At 66.8% G+C, this 21,591-nt stretch carries 6 protein-coding genes and 1 pseudogene; 6 read left to right on the top strand and 1 reads right to left on the bottom strand.

All coding sequences use genetic code 11. The annotated features are described in order from the left end of the window. Positions 1-423: 423 nt before the first annotated feature. Positions 424-6,780: an RHS repeat domain-containing protein gene (locus AW27_RS19450; protein WP_157840298.1), complete on the bottom strand. Its 6,357-nt coding sequence runs from the start codon at positions 6,778-6,780 to the stop codon at positions 424-426. A gap of 391 nt (positions 6,781-7,171) precedes the next feature. Here AW27_RS19450 and AW27_RS19445 point away from each other — a divergent pair, with 391 nt between their 5' ends. The 6 genes and pseudogenes from AW27_RS19445 to AW27_RS19420 all read left to right on the top strand — a co-directional run bounded on the left by AW27_RS19445 (position 7,172) and on the right by AW27_RS19420 (position 21,265). Next, positions 7,172-11,305: a ricin-type beta-trefoil lectin domain protein gene (locus AW27_RS19445; RefSeq protein ID WP_157840297.1), complete on the top strand. Its 4,134-nt coding sequence runs from the start codon at positions 7,172-7,174 to the stop codon at positions 11,303-11,305. 473 nt (positions 11,306-11,778) lie between these two features. Further along, positions 11,779-13,731 carry a type I restriction-modification system subunit M gene (locus tag AW27_RS19440; RefSeq protein ID WP_052031135.1) on the top strand — a complete coding sequence of 651 codons (1,953 nt, stop codon included), beginning with the start codon at positions 11,779-11,781 and terminating at the stop codon, positions 13,729-13,731. Beyond that, positions 13,728-14,891 (top strand): restriction endonuclease subunit S, encoded by a 1,164-nt coding sequence (locus AW27_RS19435; RefSeq protein WP_157840296.1) that lies wholly within the window; start codon positions 13,728-13,730, stop codon positions 14,889-14,891. The genes AW27_RS19440 and AW27_RS19435 overlap by 4 nt, the downstream gene beginning before the upstream one ends. 2 nt (positions 14,892-14,893) lie before the next feature. Continuing rightward, a pseudogene (locus AW27_RS19430) lies at positions 14,894-18,092 on the top strand (type I restriction endonuclease subunit R). A 126-nt stretch (positions 18,093-18,218) separates the two neighbouring features. After that, complete coding sequence (locus AW27_RS19425) at positions 18,219-19,475, top strand: hypothetical protein (RefSeq protein ID WP_037925007.1); 1,257 nt, start codon at positions 18,219-18,221, stop codon at positions 19,473-19,475. 200 nt (positions 19,476-19,675) lie between these two features. Beyond that, entirely contained in the window at positions 19,676-21,265 is a 1,590-nt protein-coding gene (locus AW27_RS19420) for a serine/threonine-protein kinase (protein ID WP_037925005.1), read from the top strand. Positions 21,266-21,591 lie beyond the last annotated feature (326 nt).

Genomic DNA, 21,591 nt, shown 5'->3' with positions numbered 1-21,591 from the left:
GCGGCCGAATGAAGCATACACCTGCAGCACCCCTAGCCAGCTTCCCATAAACAAAGCCCGTCTTACCGATACCGGCGGCCCACGCCAACCTACAAGGGACGGAAAAACCCTCCCGTGGGGCACCGGCCACAGACCGCATAGCGGCCCTTCGGGAAACCACAGACCTCATTACGGCACCAACGGCCCACGAGGCCAAAGCAACCATGACGCCACCTATTAAAATCTCCACACCCAAACACCTTTTCCTTCAACAGCAGGCCATCAATTCAGCACATGGAGATCACGCGTGTGATCACCTGATCGCAGATGTGCAACGCTCGCCAAATCCCTTGCACCGCAGCAACGTTGAACCGACTAGAACCAACAAGGCGCCGCTGCCCGAAGAAAGTCGGGCAGCGGCACGCCTCTAACCCTCGCACTCAACTAGAATAGGTTCTTCATGTATGTGACCACCCTCCCCGTCATGCCAGCGTAGTCGTTCCTGGCAAGGCCAGCGAATAGCGGGTCAGAGGCCCCTCGAGTCGTCAGCCCCGGACCCGCGATGCCCTGCTTGGGGCCCAGAACGAGGCCGCCCAGAAGACCTCGCCCAAACGTTGCACCGCCGATCATCCCCATAGCCTCGGCCTTCGCGGTAGGGAGGAGGAACTGAGTTGCCCCGCGAGCCCTTTCCTCTTCGGATGCAACCGCCATGTGAGCGCCCAATCCAGCCGTGAATAGTGCGGCAGCGCCTACTAAGAACAGCCCGCCGCCACAGACTACAGACGCGATACATGCCGCCGTTCCTGCCGCCGCAACAACTCCGATGGCGAGATTTACACCCTTATGCTTCCACCAGTCTGAACTCCCAAGGCTGACGTTCCACGCGTCACGGATTTTCGCGACAAAACCCTTCTTCTGCGGCTTCTTATCCGCCTTCACCGAGGAAGTTGACCAACCCCTATTGGAGGACTTACATCCGGGGTCTTTTCGACAGGCATAGTTGGCACGGATCTTCCGTTTCACATACGCCGTATCGAGCGTCCCGCCGGCGATGGCGACTTCTTTCTCGTAGTTGTTGCCGTAGTCGTACGGATTGCTGCCATTGGTGCACTTGTACATGCCGCTGCGGCACTCCGGGAGGGCTTTGCCCGTCGGGTCCCACTCGGTGAGGGGGCTGTTGTTGCCGTACTGGTAGGCGTTGTGCTGGCGCGGGTCGTCCGCCACCATCAGCGGGTCCACGGAGAGGAAGCGGCCCAGGGCCGGGTCGTATTCGCGGGCTCCGAGGTGGGTGAGGCCGGTGCTCTTGTCCTGCGTCCCTCCGACGAAGCCCCGTTCTCCGGGCCACGAGGCCGGCCCTGAGCCGCGTTCCTCGCCGAAGGGCTTGGTCGCGCGGCGCTGGACCTGAAGGGTCGCGGCGTCGATGACGGTGGTGCCGGTGTTGTGGTGGTCGGCGGCGACGTAGGAGATCTTGCCATCAGACGTGCGGACAATGGTGGTGCCGCCGGGGGTGGCGTAGTAGCGCGTACCAGACACCACGTTCGTGCCAGTGTTGAGGGTGAGTTCGTTCGAGCCGAGGTAGAGAGTTGTCTTCCCCGGGTCCCTGCGTAGCAGGCGGTTGCCGTCGGCGTCGTAGAGGTACGTGGACGTCCCGGCAGCGGTTGTCGCCGAGGCGAGTTTGCCTTCGGGCGTCCAGGTCAGCGTCTGCGTGGTGTCCGCGGCCCCGGGGCGGGTGAGTGTGTTGCCTGCTGCGTCGTAGGTGGTGGCCCTGCTGACGGACGGGCCTGCGCCTGTCTTCTTGGTGGTGGAGGTCGGGGCGTGGGGGCGCGGGGAGCCGGGCGCCGGGTAGGTGTGAGTGGTGGTGACGGTCTTGGCCGTGTCGCCGGCGGTGTCGTGGTCGGTGGATGAGGTGCGGTTGCCGGTGACGTCGTAGGTGAAGGACTGGTGGTACGGCGCGATGCCGCCGATCTTGCCTGGCTGCGGAGCGGTGTTGGCACAGGCGCCGATGCCGGGGACGGACGGTCCTGGCTGGGTCGCGGTGCCTCCGGTGTCGGTCCAGGCCTGAGTCAGGCGGCGCAGGTAGTCGTGCGTGAAGCACTGGGTCTCGTGTGCGGCGCCCTGGGTGCTGGTGACCGAGGTGACATCGCCGACCGGGTTGTAGGTGTAGTCCGTGATGTCGACAGGTGACCCGGAGTCCTGCTTCTTGAGCTGAGTATTCAGAAGACGTCCGGTGGCCGGGTCGCGGGTCTGGGTAAAGCTGACCTGCCGCGGGTCGTCACCGAAGGTCGTGCGCTGCACCATGCCGAACTCGTCGTAATCGGTGAAGTTGACGTAGGCGACGTTGTCCGATCCGTAGGAGACCGGCAAGCCGTTGACATTGCGTCCTGTGCTCAGGCGCTCCTCGGGCAGACCGCCCATGGCGGGCAGCGTGGTGCGGCGCTCCAGCCCCGTGATGGGGTCGTAGGTGGTGGCGGAGGTGTAGGTGCCGGTAAGCGCACCTTCGCCTGCGGGGACCGTGAGTTTGGTGCCGGTGGACCGGTACCCGGTGTCGTAACCAGTGGTTTCCTGCCGCCAGGGCTTGCCCTCCACCCAGCTGGTGGAGGCGGTGAGCTGGCCGGGGAGCAGGGTGTCGTACTCGTACGTGGCCAGCTTGGTGCCGTCGACGGTGTTCAGGTTGCGGGATGTGGGGCGGCCGAGGATGTCATAGGTGGTGAAGACCCTGGTGCCGCGCGCATCCTCTGTGGATACAGGACGCCCGGCGTCGTCGTACGTGACGCTCGAGGCGCCCTTGTCGGGATCCAGCGAGCGGATCTGGCGGCCGCGGAGATCGTATTCGTAGGTCCAGACGTTCCCGGCCGGGTCTGTGATCCGGGTGAGCTTCCCGTCGAGGTTGTACGCGTACCGGGTACTGTCGAAGTCCCCCTCGGGCTTGGCGGACTTGTACTTGCGCCGCTCGACCGTGTGCCCGAGGGCGTCGGTGATGACGCTGCCGGCCGCTTCTCCCTTCGGCGGTGTGGTGTCGGTGCGGTCGGCGCCGGGGTAGGCGGTGGTGGTGCGCCACTGCTCGATCGCCTTGGACGAGAAGGTCTTGGCGACCGGACGGCCGATTCCATCGTAGAGGGTGCCGTTCTGGCCCGGAACCATGTTCTCGTCGGCGATGAAGCGGGTCTTCACCGGGTCTGATGTGGTGTTGAAGTACTGCTCGTTGGTCTTGAAGGCACGGCCGTGGCTGTCGTAGTACGTGTCAGTGATCAGACGGCTGGTTGCCGCTCCGTTCTGCGGGGTCGACTGGACCTGGACCTGCTGTCCGAACGCGTCGAGGATTGCGATGGAGGTCGCGTACGACTGGTTCGAGCGGAGCGTCCGGGTGGTGACGGAACTCGCGGCCGTGTTGGTGAGGTCGTACTCGAAGACCTTGCTGGCGCCGGCGCTGCGTGCGCGACCGGGGAGCCAGACGCCCGTGGTCCTGCCGAGCGGGTCGTAGGCCACCTCGGTGGTGCGGTTGTTCTGGTCCACAACCTTGACCGGCACAGCACGCAGCGGGTGCAGGGTCGTCGTGGTCGTCCAGTCCTTGGCGTTGGTGACCTTGACCGTGGTGGCGGGAGCAGGCACGGCCGGCTCGTACGCAGTCGTGGTCTTGGCACCGGCGGCATCGGTGGCACTGGTGACGCGACCGTAGGCGTCGTAAGTCGTTGCGCTCTTGACGATGTACTTCGGCTGACCGGACTCGAAGCGGTCCAGTTCCTCCGTACTGGTGACCTGGCCGGAGCCGGTGAGGGTGCCGTGGGGCTGGCCGTCGTAATAGGTGCGGTTACGGCTGAGGGTGTTCGCCTCCGTCGCTTCCGCGGTGCAGTCGCTGCTCCGGATCTCGACTGTTGCGGAGACGCGGTCGATCATCCAGGCGGCGGTGTTGCGGGCATAGGACGTCACGGTGCAGGTGTCCGGGAAACCGTCGGCCCGGTCCAGGGTCCATTGCTCCATGCCGTAGGTGTCGTCGTACTTCACGGTCTCCGAAGTAATCTGCCACGTCTTGTCGGCACGCAACTTCTTCTCCTGGGAGGAGCCCTCTCGCTGCATCTGGGCCGTGAGGGCGGGAAGTTTCGTACCCCGGCTGTGTGTTGCGGTGGCGGCTGAGAGCCACGGCTCGTTCTGGGACACGGTGACGAGTTCGCCACCGTCGGAGGCGAAGGTCTGGGTTTCGCGGAGAGTACCGGCAAGCGGGTTGCTGTCCTTGACCGTGTTCCCTGTGAGGCCGGTGAATGTGGCGGTGCGCTTGCTGCCGTCGGCCTTGACGTCTCCGTCCATGCCGCGCAGGTAGAAGGCCGCAGTCTTGGAGACGGCGTCGGGGGCGGCGCCGGCGCGGGTGATGACCTGTTCGTATCCGCGGAATTGGTTCCAGGTGCGGCGCTTGTCCTCGGTCAGCTCCTCGTCGTCCCGGTGCCAGGCGGCGCCGCCGACGTACTCGTACCGCGTCTCTTGGGGGCGGGAACCGCCGAAGGGGTCGATCTCGGTGACGCGGGTGACGACGTACTTGTGGAACCAGTCCAGGGTCGGATCATTGGGGCTCTTGCCGTCCGGGTTCCAGTAGACCGGGAAGCAGCGTGTGGTGTTCGCGTCCTTCGAGGACGGCAGGCCGGCTCCCGGCGCGCAGTCCTGGTCCGCGTATCCGACGTCGATGACTTGGCCGGTTTCGGACGTGATCCCGACGACGCGGCGCCGGTTCATCGCGGGCCTGTTGTCGACACTGGAGTCGACGCGATTGTTCCTCAGCTTGCCGGTGAAAGTGACGGGCTTGGTCTCGAACTTGGTCTCGCCGTCGTAGCCGGTGCGGGTCAGCGAGGAGAGCCACAGGGCGGGCGCCGTGTGGTCCTCGGGGTTGGGGAACTCGTGCTTGAGCTCGTAGAGGTCGACGTTGTCATAGCCGCCGGCGGTGTTCAGGACCTGGGTAGTTATCTTGGTGAGGCGCTTGGTGGTCCAGAACGTGGCGGAGTAGTTCTCACAGGTGCCCGTACCCGCGCACTTCTGGTCGAAGGGGACATCGGGCCACTTGGTGGCGTTGGCCTTGGTCAGCTTGGCCGAGGCGCAGTCGAAAACGTCCTTCTCGGGAAGGCAGCGCTCGGAGGTGCCGAAGAGCACCTGGGCGGTCGGCTTGACGGTGTCCGCGTCGGCGAGCTTCGAGCCATATGTGATCTTGGTCAGACTGCCGCCTCGGATGTACGGGGTGAGGTCGCCGTTGGGCGTCGCAGCCGACGCCCCGCGCTTGTAGTGATTGGTTTCCGTGTCGTACCAGTGGGTGATCAACCCGCCGCGCGGGTCGACCACGAAGTCCAGATTCCAGCGCCAGGCCTGCTGGCACCAGGACGCGGCAAAGGTGGACTGGTGGCACTCCTCGCCGGAGTTGTTGCCGTAGACCGGTGTGGTCCAGGCAGAGTTCGTCGGTGGAGCGGTCGTACTGCCCGGCTTTCGGCCCACGCCGAAGTAGTACTGGGTACCGTCTGCGGTGGTGACCTTCCAGTACTCACCGTTGTTGTCGCCATTGACCGCGCCGGTCAGCCGTTCGACCTTCGATGCGTCGTCGTCCTCGAGCCGCCAGGTGCCGGTCGCGTCATTCCGCACGAGAGTCGAGGACTTGCCGTTCAAGGAAAGGGTGGCGTTGTGGCCGGCCAAGCACTGCTCACTCGATTCGGCCTGGCCGTCCTTGGCGCATGGCTTGAAGGCCCGTTCGACGAACCCGGGAGAGTAGTCCCATCCTTCGCCGATCCATGAGGCCTGGTTGTTCGTGGCAGCGGTGCGACCGTCAACGGATTGGGAGTTGTAGGCGAGGGAGACAGCGGGCTTGGAACCGCCCAGCCCGTCGGGAACGTTGATCGGGTACGACCAGGAGAAGCCGCCCGCGTTGCTGCCACTGGTCCACTTGCCGGAGGGGGCAAGGCTGGTGGCCGTATAGGTACCAGCCGGGCCGCCCGGAGCCGCTGATGCGGCGATCACGGTTGCCCCGCCTGCGGCGTCCGAGGCGCTGCCGGCACGCTCGCCGCCCGCTGTCGAGGCGCCGTTGAGAGTCACTTCCGTGCTGAGCAACCCGGCACGGTTGCCGTCCTTCGCGGTCGGCAGGGGTGTCTGCGTACGACACTCCGCCCGCTCGGGAGACGTCAGCGCGCACTCGGGCAGAGCAACCAGGCGAGCCCGGGACAGCCAGTCGCCGCCGAAAGCTCCCGCGATGTACGAGGCGTCCACCGAAACCCTGACAGGGCCGCCCTTCGGCGCTTCCCCGACTGGTCGGACTGCGAGCAGCAGCCCTTGCACACCAGCCTTCTCCGCAGCCGACCTGTCCGTTACCTGCACGGCAGCCTTACCGGAGCGCGGCGCGTCCTTGACCGGCGCCGAGCTCACCCAGACGGGAGCAGCACCCGCGCGGCTCGGATCGGCGGCGAGAGGCGCGGCGACACCGGAGGGCGCAGGCGCGGCGAGAAGATCGCTGCGCGGAGGAACGGACGCCACCGCGCCCAGGTCCACTTCCGCCCGTGAAGCGGGTGGCCAGTACACGTCCACCGGCCGCCATGCTCGCGCCCCGTCGCCCTTCGGAGTTTTAACTTCCGGTTTCGGGGCGTTCTTCCCCGAGACCGATTCGGCCTTCTTCAGGCTGCCCGGTGACCAGCGACGCTGCTCTTTGGGCTGCCACTGCGCGGCCTCGGCCGTGCCTGCTCCGACGAATAACGAGAGCGCCACTAATACCGGAATCGCGACGCTCTGTTTAATCTTCGATTTTCTTCTTACTGGCTGAAATCCAGCCGCTGGTACCGACACGGCATTCCCCCCACGGTCGCCGAGTGGATCAATTGGCCTGGCAGCCTAGCGTGTTAGCAAATCGCAAAATCGAGAGCAATTCAGACAAGGGGTGCCCCACCGGCGTGCACACCGACGAAACATGACCGAAAGTTGCCCGTCAGGCCGCAGGGTGACTCGATCACGTCAGTCAATTGATCCCGATTGTGGAAATAAGCTCCAAGGAATCTGCGATTCCAGATTCACACCCGCAGCGGCTGGGAGTAAAGGGCTGTTAGCGTTCACGCCCAGTTGACAGCCATCTATTCAGACCGGGGAGTTTGCCGTGGGGGGCACACTGAGAGAGAGGCGACCAGCCAGTCGGCCGATCGCCGTTGCAGGGATGGTCTTGCTGGCCCTGACCATCACATCCGTGGGCGGAGCGCCCACCGTGTCGGCGGCATCCGGAGTGGGCAGATCGGCAGCACCGGCCGCCCAAACGCCGCCGAAGCGGCCCAGTACCGAACGGGAGCGAGCAGAGGAGGCCGCCATCGCGGAGGCCAAGCGCACCGGGCAGCCCGTAGCCGTGGCGGCGGCGACGACCGAGACCGACACCGTGGTGGCCAATCCGAACGGTTCCCTCGGCCTGACGCGCAGCGTCACACCCTTGCGCACCAAGCGCGACGGCAAGTGGGTCGATCTCGACGCCACCCTCGTCAAGGCGACCGACGGCACGCTCCGCCCGAAGGCCTCAGTGGGCAGCCTGACCCTGTCTGGCGGAGGCACCGCGCCACTCGCCACGCTGGACCAGGACGGCAAGCAGCTGGTGCTGACGTGGCCTGAGCCGCTCCCCACCCCTGCGCTGGACGGCGACAGCGCCCTCTACCGCGAAGTGGTGCCGGGCACCGATCTGAAGGTGACGGCCGACAAGGCCGGCGGGATCTCGCAGATCCTCGTGGTCAAGTCCGCGGAAGCCGCCAGGCATCCGAAGCTCGCCAGACTGACCACAGGACTCAAGGGTCAGGGTGTGACCGTTTCCTCCGACGGCCACGGCAACCTGAAGGCCACCGACGCCTCCGGCCGTACCGTCTTCCAGGCACCCACCCCGACGATGTGGGACTCCACCGCCCCGGTCCGGTCCCCGCTCACCAAGTCCTCCAGCCCCGCCACGTTCTCCGAGGCGGCCAAGAGGACCGCGCCGACCGGTTCGGACGACGAGCCTGCCAAACCCCTCTCCGGTACCGATGGCCCAGGAGACTTCGCAAAGGTGTCCCGACTTCGGACCGAGCTGGGCAAGGAGTCTCTCGTCCTGACCCCTGACCAGGCCTTCCTGGCGGACCCGGCAACGGCATACCCGGTCTACATCGACCCGGCCTGGCAGCCCACCAGCCGCGGCACGCAGCACTGGGCATGGGTCCAGGAGGCGTACCCCACCACCGTCAGCTATGACGATTACGGCGACACCTACGACCCCGGCGTCGGCTACCAGCGCTGGCGGACCAGAACCGGGCTGGAGCGCTACTACGTCCAGCTCGACACCAGTGACCTGGGCGGCAAGAGCATCAAAAAGGCGTCCTTCTTCGCGACTCAATCGTATGCGGCGGACGCGACGTGCAGCAGGACCTACAACGTGGACCTGCACTCCACCGAACCGCTGCTCTCCGACATCACCTGGAACACCCAGCCGCGCGACTGGGAGGTCCTGCGCACTACCGCTCTCAACAGCGCGGGCGGCCCCGGCTGCCCAGGTTCCACGACACGCGGCGAGTGGGACGTGCGCGACCACATCGCCGCCAACCACTGGCGCGGCAGCGTCACGTACGGGCTTTTCGCCTCCAATGAGTCGAAGAGCAGCGGCAACAGTTCCTTCAAGCGGTTCACTCGCGACAAGAACAATCTTCCGTTCCTGTACGTCGAGTACAACCGGCCCCCGTACGACCCGTGGGAGCTGGGTACCTACCCGGCTCCGAAGAACCCGAACGGCAACGGCTGCGGCTGGGTCGGCGCCACGAACTACGCCGGCCTCGGCATCGGCGCATGGATCGGCGACCCGGACGGGCAACCGAACGACGCGCGCTTCCTCGTTTACGACACTGCCGACTCCAGCCTCGCCTTCGACAGCGGCTGGATCGGAGCAGCAAGCGGAACACACTGGGTGTCCGCCCACCCCACCAATCTCGCGGACGGCCACAGCTACAAGTGGCACGTCCAGAGTGGTGACGGCGACATGACCTCCAACTGGGTCACAGGGTGCACCTTCACCATGGACACCCAACCGCCTTCCGTTCCCGTGGTCACCTCAGCCGAATACCCGCCCTCCGGCACCCTGCCCGGCTCCACGCAGCACATCGGCCAGCCGGGGACCTTCACAGTGAAGTCCACTGACTCACTCAGCGGCGTCATCTCCTACGAGTGGGCTCTCAACGGAACCATCCCGGTGGGCGGCGCGAAATCGGTCGACGTCAGCGCTGATGGAAGCGCCACCATCAGACTCACCCCCACGACCTGGGGCACCAACATCCTTCGCGTCCAGGCAGTGGATCGCGCCAGCAACCGCTCGCAGCAGCACACGTACGCCTTCTACGTGCCCGACAACCCGAACGCCAAGACGACCCTCGGCGACATCACCGGCGACGAGCGCGTCGACTTCATCGCCCCCACCGACAACGGCGATCTCGTCGTCTACCCGACCGCCGTCGACCCGGCCGTCGGCGGCGTCATCGCCTCCAACTCGGCCAACAGCCCTGGAGGCAAGGGCTGGGGCAAGGGCACGCTGACCACCCACCGCGGCGGCAACGGCATCCGCATCGACGACCTGTGGGCCTACCGCGACGGACAGCTCACGCTCTACCGCAACTCCCTCACCCAGGGCGGGCTCGCAGCCAATGGCGGTCTCTACTACCACGCGGCCAAAGCCATGCCCGTCCAGCGGCCGTACACAGAGGACTGCACCGTCGCAGCGACAGGCCGGCCGTGCGGAAGCGAGTACGCCGAGAACTGGACCCGGGTAAACCAGATCCTCGCCGTCGGGGACGCGCTGCCGGAAACAGGCGTTGCACCTCGTAACGACCTGCTCACAGTGGAGAACGACGGTACAAGTAGCTCGCTGGTGTTGTTCCAGGGCGCCGGTGCAACGGGCGAGCTGCGCGATCCGGTCGTACTCGTCCTCAGCCCCTCCGGATGGGACAACCTCACGCTGCTGGCCCCTGGCGACGCCACCGGCGACGGGCTTCCCGACCTCTGGGCCCGAGACAACATCACCGGCGACGTCTACCAGTACGCCAACGTCGCCGGGAACCCTGCCGCCCTCGGCGACCACACCAAACGCATCAAGATCGGCTCCGGCCTCAAGGCAGCCGACCATCCGGTTATCGGCTCGTCGGGCGACACCAGTGCTGATGGCGTTCCCGACCTCTGGGCCCTGGACAGCCTCCACCGGCTGCGTACCTGGGAGGGCACCGCGGCCTCCGGAAAGGTCACCGGATTCAAGACCGGCCGCACCATGGGCGACGCCCGTATCTCCAGCTCTCACTGGAGGCTGAACGAAGGCACCGGAATTGCGGCCGCCGACCTGCGCGGCAGGAACAACGCCACACTCAGCGCCACTGGCGCCACCTGGGCCGCGGACAGCGTCGCCGGCACGGCCACCCAGGTCGTCGCCCTCGACGGCGCAGCGTCCGGAACCGTCACCGCTGCAGGCCCCGGTGTCGACACGTCCCGCAGCTTCACCGTCTCCGCCTGGGCCAAGTCCAAGGAGAAGTCTGTCGTCCTCAGCCAGGACGGGCAGCGGTCCAGCGGCTTCGCGATCTGGCACGACCAGGACGGTACGTGGCAGTTCGGGCTGTCGAAGAAGGACGACGACAACTGGGACTACGACCGGACCGCCGTCGTCAACGACGCCGCCAAGGTCCGGGTCAACGAGTGGACCCAGCTCACCGCCACCTACGACGACCGGACGGGACTGATCGCCCTCTACGTCAACGGCACCCTCGCCGGCACGGGCCACCACGCCAAGGCCAATGCCTGGAACGCCACCGGCTCGCTGGTCCTGGGCCGCTTCAAGAATGCCGGCCAGCCCTCGTCCTTCTTTCAGGGACGCATCAGCAACGTGACGGTCTTCAACCACTCCACCGTCCCCTCGGCCACCAGCACCACCCTCGTCTCCGCGGTCAGCGCCACCAAATGCGCCGACGACAACCACGGAAGCACCGCTGAGGGCAACCGCATCCAGATCTGGGACTGCAACGCCGACCCAGGCGCCCCCCAGCTCTTCGAGATCCGCGAGAACGGCGAGATGCGCGTGGTCGGCAAGTGTGTGACCGCCGCAGGCGGTGGCGTCGCGAACGGAACCCCCGCTCAGCTCGCGGGGTGCGACGGAACCGGGGGCCAGCGATGGCTCCCCACTGCTGCGAGCGGCTTCTACAACCCGCAGTCCGGCCGCTGCCTCGACCTGCCGAACGCACGGATCGACAACGGCACCCAGCTCGTGTTGTTCGACTGCAACGGCTCCAACGCGCAGCGCTGGCATGCCTTCGGTCTGGCCTCCCCCCTGGGAGCTGCCGGCTGACCCCTGACGGATGCCTTGGGCCCGCTGTCTCCGGTTTCACCTGGGGCAGCGGGCCGATCAGCTTGTACAAGGGAGGGGTGGTGCCCGGGAAAGTCCCGGCACGTCGTGATCACATAACGCCATGGTGTGGGATGAGTGGGACAAGGCGAAGGTAGATGTCGCCGGCGAGCGCCAGGTGTCGATGCGCCTCGAAACCGGACGGTGACGAATGGTCAGTGGCTCAGTTCTCGGACGAGGCCGTCGGCCTCGAACCGCCAGGCCCGCACTTGGTCGCACGTGGGTCCGAGCTCGTACAGGTGGTAGTGGCATCCCAGACTCAGCTGGGACCAGAGGGCCTTCGCCCGTCGGGCGGTCTCGGCCGGCGCGACGGAGTGCAGGAGGAGCAGCTTGGCGCGCCCCGTGGTGCGGGGCAGACCAGGCATCACGGCGCCCACCACCCGGTCGACGCAGAGCTCTGGTCCGTCGCCGATCTCCTGCGCGGTGACTACAAGCAGTCCGACTACGGCAAGGTCATCCTGCCGTTCACCGTGCTGCGCCGCCTGGAGTGCGTCCTGGAGCCGACGCGCGAGAAGGTCGTCGAGACCGTCGACAGGTTCGCCGGCCAGGACATCGACACCGGCCACTTCCTGCGCAGGGCCTCGGGTCACTCCTTCTACAACCGGAGCGACCTCACGCTCAAGAAGATCGCGGCGGACCCGCAGAACGCGGCGAAGAACCTGCAGATCTACGTGGGCGCCTTCTCCGACAACGCCCGCGAGGTCCTCGACAAGTACGAGTTCAACCAGCAGGTCAGGAAGCTCGACGGCGCGAACCTGCTCTACCAGGTCATCGGCAGGTTCACCGACCTCGACCTGCACCCCGACGTCGTGCCCAACCACAACATGGGCTACATCTTCGAGGAGCTGATCCGCCGCTTCGCCGAGCAGTCGAACGAGACCGCGGGTGAGCACTTCACCCCGCGCGAGGTCATCAAGCTGATGGTGAACCTGCTGGTGGCGCCCGACGCGGACGCCCTCAGCCTGCCGGGTGTCGTCCGCACCGTCATGGACCCGGCCTGCGGCACGGGCGGCATGCTCAGCGCCGCCGACGACCGTATCCTCGCCCTCAACCCGGACGCGACGGTCGAGGTGTACGGGCAGGAGCTCAACCCCGAGTCCTGGGCGATCTGCCGCTCCGACCTCATGATCAAGGGCCAGGACCCGGAGAACATCCGCTTCGGCAACTCCTTCTCCGACGACGGCCACGCCCGCCGGAAGTTCGACTACATCCTCGCCAACCCGCCGTTCGGCGTGGAGTGGAAGAAGGTCAAGGAGGACGTCGAGTACGAGCACCAGTCGCTCGGCGACGCCGGACGCTTCGGCGCGGGCCTGCCGCGCATCAACGACGGCTCGCTGCTTTTCCTCCAGCACATGATCTCGAAGATGAAGCCGGTGGACGTCAACGGCGGGGGCGGCTCCCGCATCGCCATCGTCTTCAACGGCTCCCCGCTCTTCACGGGCGCAGCTGACTCCGGCGAGTCCAAGATCCGCCGCTGGATCCTGGAGAACGACTGGCTGGAGGCGATCGTCGCCCTCCCGGACCAGCTCTTCTACAACACCGGCATCTCCACCTACTTCTGGATCCTCACCAACCGCAAGGACGCCGACCACAAAGGCAAGGTCGTCCTGCTCGACGCGCGCGACCAGTGGGTAAAGATGCGCAAGTCGCTCGGCGACAAGCGCAAGGAACTGGGCGACGGGACGAACGGCCGCCCCGACCACATCGGCGACATCACCCGGCTGTACGCGGAGGCGCTGCAGGTCGCCAAGGACCCCGAGCACGCTCTGCACGGCAAGGTCAAGGTCTTCGCCAACGAGGACTTCGGCTTCCAGCGCATCACCGTGGAGCGGCCGCTGAAGCTGCGCTTCGAGGTCACGGAGGAGACCCTGTCCGCGCTGGCGGAGGCCAAGCCGGTGGCGAGGCTGGAGCGGAGCGAGGAGTTCGTGGAGGCGGCGCGTACGCTGCTCGGCTCGTCTTGGAAGACGAAGTCCGAGTCGTTCATCGCGCTCAAGGATGCTGTGGTCGCGGCCGGCCTGACGTGGCCGACGGGAGCGCCGTTCGTGAAGGCGGTACGGGAGACGATCGGCGTCCGGAACCCGGAGGGCGAGGTCCAGAAGGTCAAGGGTGCGACCGAGCCGGACACGGACCTGCGGGACTACGAGAACGTCCCGCTCGGCGAGGACGTCGAGGACTACCTCAGGCGCGAGGTGCTGCCGCACGTGCCGGACGCGTGGATCGACCACACGAAGACAAAGATCGGCTACGAGATCCCCTTCACGCGGCACTTCTACGTGTACCAGCCGCCGAGGCCGCTGGCGGAGATCGACGCGGAACTGAAGTCGCTGGAGGCGGAGATTCAGGTTTTGCTGAGTGAGGTGACGGAATGAAGGGCATGGTGCCGCTGCGTCGAGTGACGCGCATGGCCTATGGCGACTCACTGGCGTCAGAGGCAAGAGTCGATGGGGACTATCCAGTGGTGGGGTCGGGGGGAGTTTCCGGCTGCCATAATGCGCATAATTTCGGGGCACCTGGGATTGTGGTCGGCAGGAAGGGTAGTTACGGATCCGTCCATTGGGTGCCTACCGGTGGCTTCGCGATCGATACGGCCTACTACATCGACAAGTACCTCACCTCATCAAATCTGCGATGGCTGTACTACGTGCTGCAGGCTGTTGACCTTCGCGGCTCCTCGCAGGACGTGGGTGTACCCGGTTTGTCGCGAGAGGCAGCCTACTGCGTTTCAGTTCCGGCCCCGCCGCCTGCAGAGGAGCAACGCCGCATCGCCGACTTCCTTGACGCCGAGACCGCCCGCATCGACCATTTGGACAGGCGCGACCAGAAGCTTCTTGGGCTGCTCGGCGAGCGCCGCAAGGCGGTCATTGATCACGAGGTCGATGCGTCGTCCAGGTCGTCGACCAAGCTCTTCTGGAATCTCTCAGTTCTGCGGGACGGTACGCATCAGCCGCCCCCACGGGTCGACTTGGGTGTCCCGCTGCTTACAGCGCGCAACGTGTCCAGCGGACAGCTTCGGCTCACAGAGCTCGACACTCATGTAAGCGAAGACGATGCGAAAATTCTGGAGAAGTCCCTTCGAATGATGGCTGGCGATGTCCTTCTTTCGGTCAAGGGGACGATCGGCGCGTGCGCTGTAGCGCCAGCAGGATTCCCGCGATCTGTGCTGGATCGAAATGTGGCACTTCTTCGCCCACTTCCTGAGTATTCCAGTGAATGGCTCGCCTTTGTCCTGCGCTCTACCGGACTGCAAGATCAGATGCGAATTTCGGTCACTGCGGCTGCTCAACCGGGGCTCCCCCTAGGGGTGATTAGGGAGCTTCGGGTACCTGATGTGCCTCCGAACGAGCAGGAAGGTCGCGTCGATCGTATGTCGGCACGCTGCCGAGAGATTGACCAAGTCGTTGATCGAGTCAAGCGTAAGGGCTCGCTATTGAGCGAGCGTCGCCAAGCTTTGATCACCGCTGCTGTAACCGGTCAGTTCGACGTATCCACCGCCAGCGGGCGCAACGTAACGGACGGAGTCACCGCGTAGCCATGAGCCCCATCCACACGGAGTCCGCCTTCGGCGAGGCCATCGTCGCCGCCATGGTCGAGCGCGGCTGGCGCGAGGCGCGTCCGCAGGACTACCGGGCCGACCTCGGTCTGGACACCAACGAACTGTTCACCTTCATCGGGGCGACCCAGCCCGACGAGTGGAGCGAGCTGCTCACCGTCTACGGCGGGGACCCGAACGAGGCGCAGCGCGGGTTCACCGGTCGCCTCGACCAGGCCATCGCCACCAACGGGCTCCTCGATGTCCTCCGCAACGGCGTCAAGGACCGCGGCGTTCTCCTCCGCGTCGCGTACTTCAAGCCGAACCTCGTCGCCCACGACTCCGTGCTCGACGGCTACCGGGCCAACCGCCTCACCGTCGTCCGCGAGCTGGAGTACGCGACGAAGCAAGCCGACTGGGGCAACCGGCTCGACCTCACCCTCTTCCTCAACGGAATACCGGTCGCCACGGCCGAGCTGAAGAACCCCCTGACCAAGCAGGGGGTGGAGCAGGCCAAGGAGCAGTACCGGACCGACCGGGACCCCACCGAGCTGATCTTCACGCGCCGCGTCGTCGCGAACTTCGCCGTCGACCCGGACCTGGTCTTCGTCGCCACCCAGCTCAAGGGCAAGAACACCCGCTTCCTGCCGTTCAACACCGGCTCCAACGGCCCCGGCCAGCCCGGCGGCGCCGGCAACCCGGCCCCCACCACCTACGGCACGTACGCGACCTCCTACCTCTGGGAGCAGGTCTGGCGGCCGGACAACTGGCTGGACCTGCTCCAGCGTTTCGTGCACCTGCACAAGAGCAAGACGCCCGGCGGCGGCACGACGAAGACGATGGTCTTCCCCCGGTTCCAGCAGTGGGACGCCGTCAAGAAGCTCACCGCGCACGCCGCCACCCACGGCGCCGGCCACGACTACCTGGTCATGGCCTCGGCCGGGTCCGGCAAGTCGAACACCATCGGCTGGCTCGCGCACCGCCTCAGCGACCTGCACACCCCGACCGACCCGCGCGAGCTCGACCCCGAAGCCCTCGCCAAGGGCCTCAAGCCGGGCGTGCCGGTGTTCGACAAGGTCATCGTCATCACCGACCGCCGCAACCTGGACGCCCAGCTCCGCGAAACGGTCGGCAACTTCGAGCAGACCGCGGGCCTCGTCGTGAAGATCGACGAGAAGTACGGGGCGAAGGGCGAGCAGCTCGCCAAGGCGCTCTCCCGCGACACAGGGAAGATCGTCACCGTCACGCTGCACTCCTTCCCGGCGCTGCTCGACTACCTGCAGCGCAACCCCACGGAGATCCAGGGCAGCAGTTTCGCGATCATCGTGGACGAGGCGCACTCCTCGCAGTCCGGTGACGCCGCCACCGCCGTACGGTCCGCCCTGCGCGACCTCGGCCTGGACTCCGACTCGGACGACGTGGGCGCGACCACGGTCAAGGCCGAGGCCGCCGCCACCCTCGACGAGCAGCTCAAGAAGAGGGCCGAGCAGCGTTCCCGCGCCGCGAACCTCTCCTACTTCGCGTTCACCGCCACGCCGAAGGCCAAGACCCTCGAACTCTTCGGCACGCTCCAGGACATCGACGGCAAGGCTGCCTACCGGCCCTTCCACACGTACTCCATGCGGCAGGCGATCGAGGAGGGCTTCATCCTCGACCCGCTGCGCAACTACGTCACGTACAACACGTACTGGAAGCTGGTGAACCAGAACCCCGACGAGCGGGAGGTCGACCCGTCGAAGGCGAACGGCCTGCTCGCCCGGTACGCGCTCACCCATGACTCGACGGTCGCCCAGCACGCTCAGGTGATCGTGGAGCACTTCGTGGCGCACAGTCGGGGCCGTCTCGGCGGGCGGGCCAAGTCCATGGTGGTGACCGCCTCCCGGCAGTCCGCTGTGCAGATGGCGCGCGCGATCAAGAGCTACATCAAGGACCGGGACTACGACACCAAGTACCCCGACCTGGGGGTCCTCGTCGCCTTCTCCGGCTCGCTCACGGTCGACGGCGAGGAGACCACCGAGCCGAAGGAGAACGGCGGGCTGTCGGAGAGCGCGCTGCCGAAGGCGTTCGCGTACACGCGTGCCGACGACAAGGCCGCCCGGGCCGGCGGTGCGGGCCAGCGGGAGTACCGGATCCTGGTCGTGGCGGAGAAGTACCAGACCGGTTTCGACCAGCCGCTGCTGACGACGATGTACGTCAACAAGTCGCTGACCGGCATCTCCGCCGTCCAGACGCTGTCCCGGCTGAACCGGACCGCCGAGCGCAAGACCCAGGCGGACCTGGCGGTCCTGGACTTCGTACGACGCGAACGACATACAGGACTCCTTCCGCCCGTACTTCGAGGAGGCGAACACCCTCCCCTCCGACCCCAACCTGCTCTACACCGCGCAGAGCCGGGTCATGCAGGCGGCGATCCTGTCCGGGCAGGAGATGGACGAGTTCGCCGCCGCGTACTTCGCCGCCAAGGAGAAGGCCGCGGGCTCGCAGTCCAAGTGGGAGAAGCTGCACGCCGAGCTGTACCGGCGACTGTCCCCCGCCGTCGCCCGCTTCACGCCCCTGCTCGAAAGCGAGGACACGGAGGACCAGGAGACCGCTGAAGGCTTCCGTGCCGACCTCAACGACTACGTCAGGAAGTACGGCTTCCTCGCACAGATCGTTCCTTACCAGGACGCCGAGTTGGAGCGGCTGCACCTCTACGGCCGCTACCTCCTCAACCGCCTGCCGCGCCGGGCGGACGGCGGCGTGGACATCGGCGAGATCGACCTCAGCCACATGCGGGTGGAGAAGACCGGCGAGTACGACGTCTCCCTCACCTCCGAGGGGCCGACGACGATGCAGGGCTTCGGCGACGGCTCGGGCGGTGCCAAGGAAGTGGAGAAGTCGCTGCTTTCGCAGTTGATCGACAAGTTCAACGAACGCTTCGGCACCGAGTTCACCGAGCAGGACGTCATCCGCCCGTTCGAGGAGGCCAAGGCCGACCCGAAGGTGCGGGCAGCGGCCGTCGTCAACGACGAGGAGAACTTCGGCCTCGTCTTCGACAACGTCTTCGCGGACAAGATGGCCGACCACATCGACACCATCGCGGGCATGGGCCGCCAGTACTTCGGCCCCGACAAGGGCTTCAAGTCCAGCCTGGACCGCAGTGCCCGCAAGGCCGCCTGGCGGATGATCCGCCGCGAAGAGGGCCTGGACGACGACTTCTGATGCGTACGCCCCGGCCGGAAGCGCCGGCCGGGGCGTCCTTTGGAGGAAGACCTCGGCTCCTGCACGGCGACCGCCGTGCTCACCGCACTACCCCTCAACTGCGAAAAGCCACTTCAGGAGCGGGCAATGGACAACGCGATTCAGCTGATCAGTGACGGTGACGGACTGGCGGTCATCGGGAATCCGACCGATGTCGAACGCTTCCTCGCCTCGGAGGGACTGCCGTCGAAGGACCTCGGAGCAGGACGGCTCAAGTCCGTCTTCGACGCCGGGGCTGCCGTCGCGCAGGCAGGTTCAGAGATAGCCGCCAACTCCGGTCGCTGGGTGAAGCTGACCACGGACTCCGCGCAGCGTCTCAAGAAGTTCGGGCTGATGGAAACCAAGACGCCAGGCGTCAGCCATGCCATGTTGGGCAAACCCGGCTCGATCAAGTCATGGCTCCAGATCGAGAAGGGGGCCGGCTCGTTTCTGACCAACCCGGCGCGTCTGGCTGGTGCCGCGGGGATCATGGCGCAGCTCGCGATGCAGCAGACCATGGACGAGATCACCGACTACCTCGCCGCGATCGACGAGAAGGTCGACGACGTGCTCCGCGCCCAGAAGAACGCTGCGTTGGCCCGCATGATCGGCGTGGACCTCGTGATCGAGGAGACCATGACCATCCGAGAGCAGGTGGGCCGGGTCTCCGACGTAACGTGGTCAAAGGTGCAGGCGGCGCCGGCGACGATCGCAGACACCCAGGCGTACGCGTTGGGTCAACTCGATGCACTCGCGGAGAAGGTGGAGCGCAAGAGCCAGTCCAAAATTGCCGATCTCGCCACGGCGGCCGCCGAAGCAGAGTCCAAGGCTCAGGAGTGGCTCGCCGTTCTGGCTCGTTGTTTCCAGCTTCAGGACGCGATCGCCGTGCTCGAACTCGACCGAGTGCTGGACACGGCTCCGGAGGAGCTGGACCGGCATCGCCTCGGGCTTCGGGTTGCCCGACAGAACAGGCTGGATCTCATCTCGCGGAGCACCGAGCGTCTGGTGGCCCGGATGAATGCGGCTGCCGCCACCGCCAACGCGAAGGTGCTGCTGCACCCGACCAAGTCCCCGGCCATAGTCCAGTCGAGCAACCATGTCGCGACCGGCGTCCATGACTTTCACGGGCGGCTCGGAATTGAGTCCGGCCGCCGATCATCGGATGCGAGACGATGGGTGCACGCGGCCGCGGAGGCGAGGGACAAGGCGCTCGAGACAGGGGCAAAGGGCGTCGGTGCCGCCAGAAGCCTCGGCAACGAGACCCTCGACCGGGCCGGCTCGATGACGGGGAAGGTCACCAGCGGGATCGTCGAGCTGGCGCGCCGTCGGCGCGGGAACGAGGAGGATCTCGACCAGGAAGGCTGAGCCTGATCCGTCGGTCGGCTTCCGGATCTCCGAAGTGGTGGCGTTCTTCAACTCGGCTCACTGTGCAGAAGGCGCGTGCCGGTCCCAGCGGTCGGCGGCCCCGTGGCCCTTTGCGCACCGTGATCGCTGGACGGCAGATCGACGCAGCGGCCACACTTGACCCCTGACCGTGACCGTTCATCACGCACACCGGGGGCAAGGTGCCGCAGGAGGCGATCTCCGACCGTTACGAACTCCTGGAGGAGCTCAGCCACGGCGGCATGGGCGATGTGTGGCGCGGCTACGACGCCGTGCTCGACCGGCCCGTCGCCGTGAAGCTCATCCGGCAGGCGTCGGTCACCTCCCCGCAACTGGCCGAGGAGTTCGCCAAGCGCTTCCGCCGCGAGGCCCGCATCACCGCGCGCATCCAGCACCCCGGCGTGCCGCAGGTGTACGACGCGGTGCTCGACGCATCGTACGAGCGGCTGTTCCTGGTGATGGAGCTCGTCGACGGTGTACCGCTGTCCGCCTACCTGGACCCCGGCCGGCCGCTGCCGGTCAGCTGGGCGGCGGCCGTCGCCGCGCAGGTCGCGACCGTACTGTCATACGCGCACGACGTCCCGGTGATCCACCGCGACCTCAAGCCGGGCAACATCCTCGTCGCGCGCGACGGCACCGTGAAGGTCCTCGACTTCGGCATCGCCGCGATCCTGCGCACCGACGTCACCAAACTGACCGCCACCGGCAGCCCCATCGGCACCCACCAGTACATGTCGCCTGAGCAGGTGCGTGGCGGACGCATCACCCCGCAGACCGATCTGTACGCGCTGGGCTGCGTGCTGCACGAACTCCTCAGTGGACGACTCGCGTTCGAGGCGGACAGCGAGTACATGCTGATGTACCAGCACGTCAACGCCGCCCCCACCCCGCTGCGGCAGCTGCGGCCCGACGTCCCCGAGGCGCTGGAGGAGCTGGTCCTGCACCTGCTGCGCAAGGCGCCCGAGGCGCGGCCCGCCGACACGCAGGAGGTGTACGCGCGGCTGCTGCCGTTCCTGCCGCCTCCGGGCCAGGAGCCCGGCACGACGGACGCCGGGCCGGCCGGCGCGCCCGACCCGACGGGCGTCTTCCGTCGTCCTTTCGCGCCCCGCGCCCGCGCCCAGTCGCCCGTACCTGATGATGTGCCGCCCACGGCCGTCCTCCCGGGGGCCCGGCCGGTGCCCGTTCCCGCCCAACTGCGTGAGGACATCAAGGCGGCGTACGCCCATTCCGACGCCCTGCTGGAGGAGGAGCGGTTCGCTCAGGCCGCCGAGGTGCTCGGCGAGATCATCGAACCCGCGGCCCTCGCCCTCGGCTCCGAGAGCAAGGCCGTTCTGGCGCTGCGCCGCCAGCGAGCGGCCATCCGCCTCCTCGGCGGCGACTACCGGGCCGCCCTGCCCGAGTTCGAGGCACTCTCCGACGCCTACGCCCGCATCGCCGGGCCCACTGGCGAGCAGTCCCGCGCCTGCCGCGCCCAGGCGGCCCGGTGCCGCGCCGAACTAGGCCAGGTCACCGACGCGCTCGCCGCGCTCCAGGGCGTGCTGAACGTGGTGCGGGCCGTCGACAGTGACGTGAGCGAGGAAGCGGTGGAGCTGCGGCACAACATTGGGATGCTGCTGCTCGCCCAGGGCCGAGCCGCCGAAGCCCGGCAGGTCCTCGAACCGCTCCATCAGGACATGTGCATGGTGTTCGGCTCCGACGACGAGATGACCGTCGAGATCGCCGCGGCGCTGGCTCTGATCCGCCTGGACCTCGACGGCGACGCTGTCGGGTAACCCGCTCGTACACCTTGCAGGCTCGGCTGGAGTGGCGACATCTTCGTACCTGCTACTCGTGATGCCGCAGGACGAGCCATCGCCTGGGTGATCAAACAGCGCGCCAGCCTCGCTGCACCGGTTGTGAGGCAGGAACACGCACACCCTGCATCGAGGCCCTTCTGCCCCCTGTGCCGGTCGCCGGGTCCAGCTCCTCGACGACCGCCTTCGAGCCGCGGGCCGCCGGCTTCCCCATTCCTCGGGCGTTCGCGCGGCGTCCGGTCGTCGCCCCGAGGCCCGGCGACCTCGTTCATCCCGCGCCGTCCGGTGCGCTCGAACCTTCGGCG

The sequence above is a fragment of the Streptomyces sp. PCS3-D2 genome (assembly GCF_000612545.2).
Taxonomy (GTDB): domain Bacteria; phylum Actinomycetota; class Actinomycetes; order Streptomycetales; family Streptomycetaceae; genus Streptomyces.
Note: the sequence above shows the minus strand (reverse complement) of the source record. Positions and strands in the feature narration are given on the sequence as shown.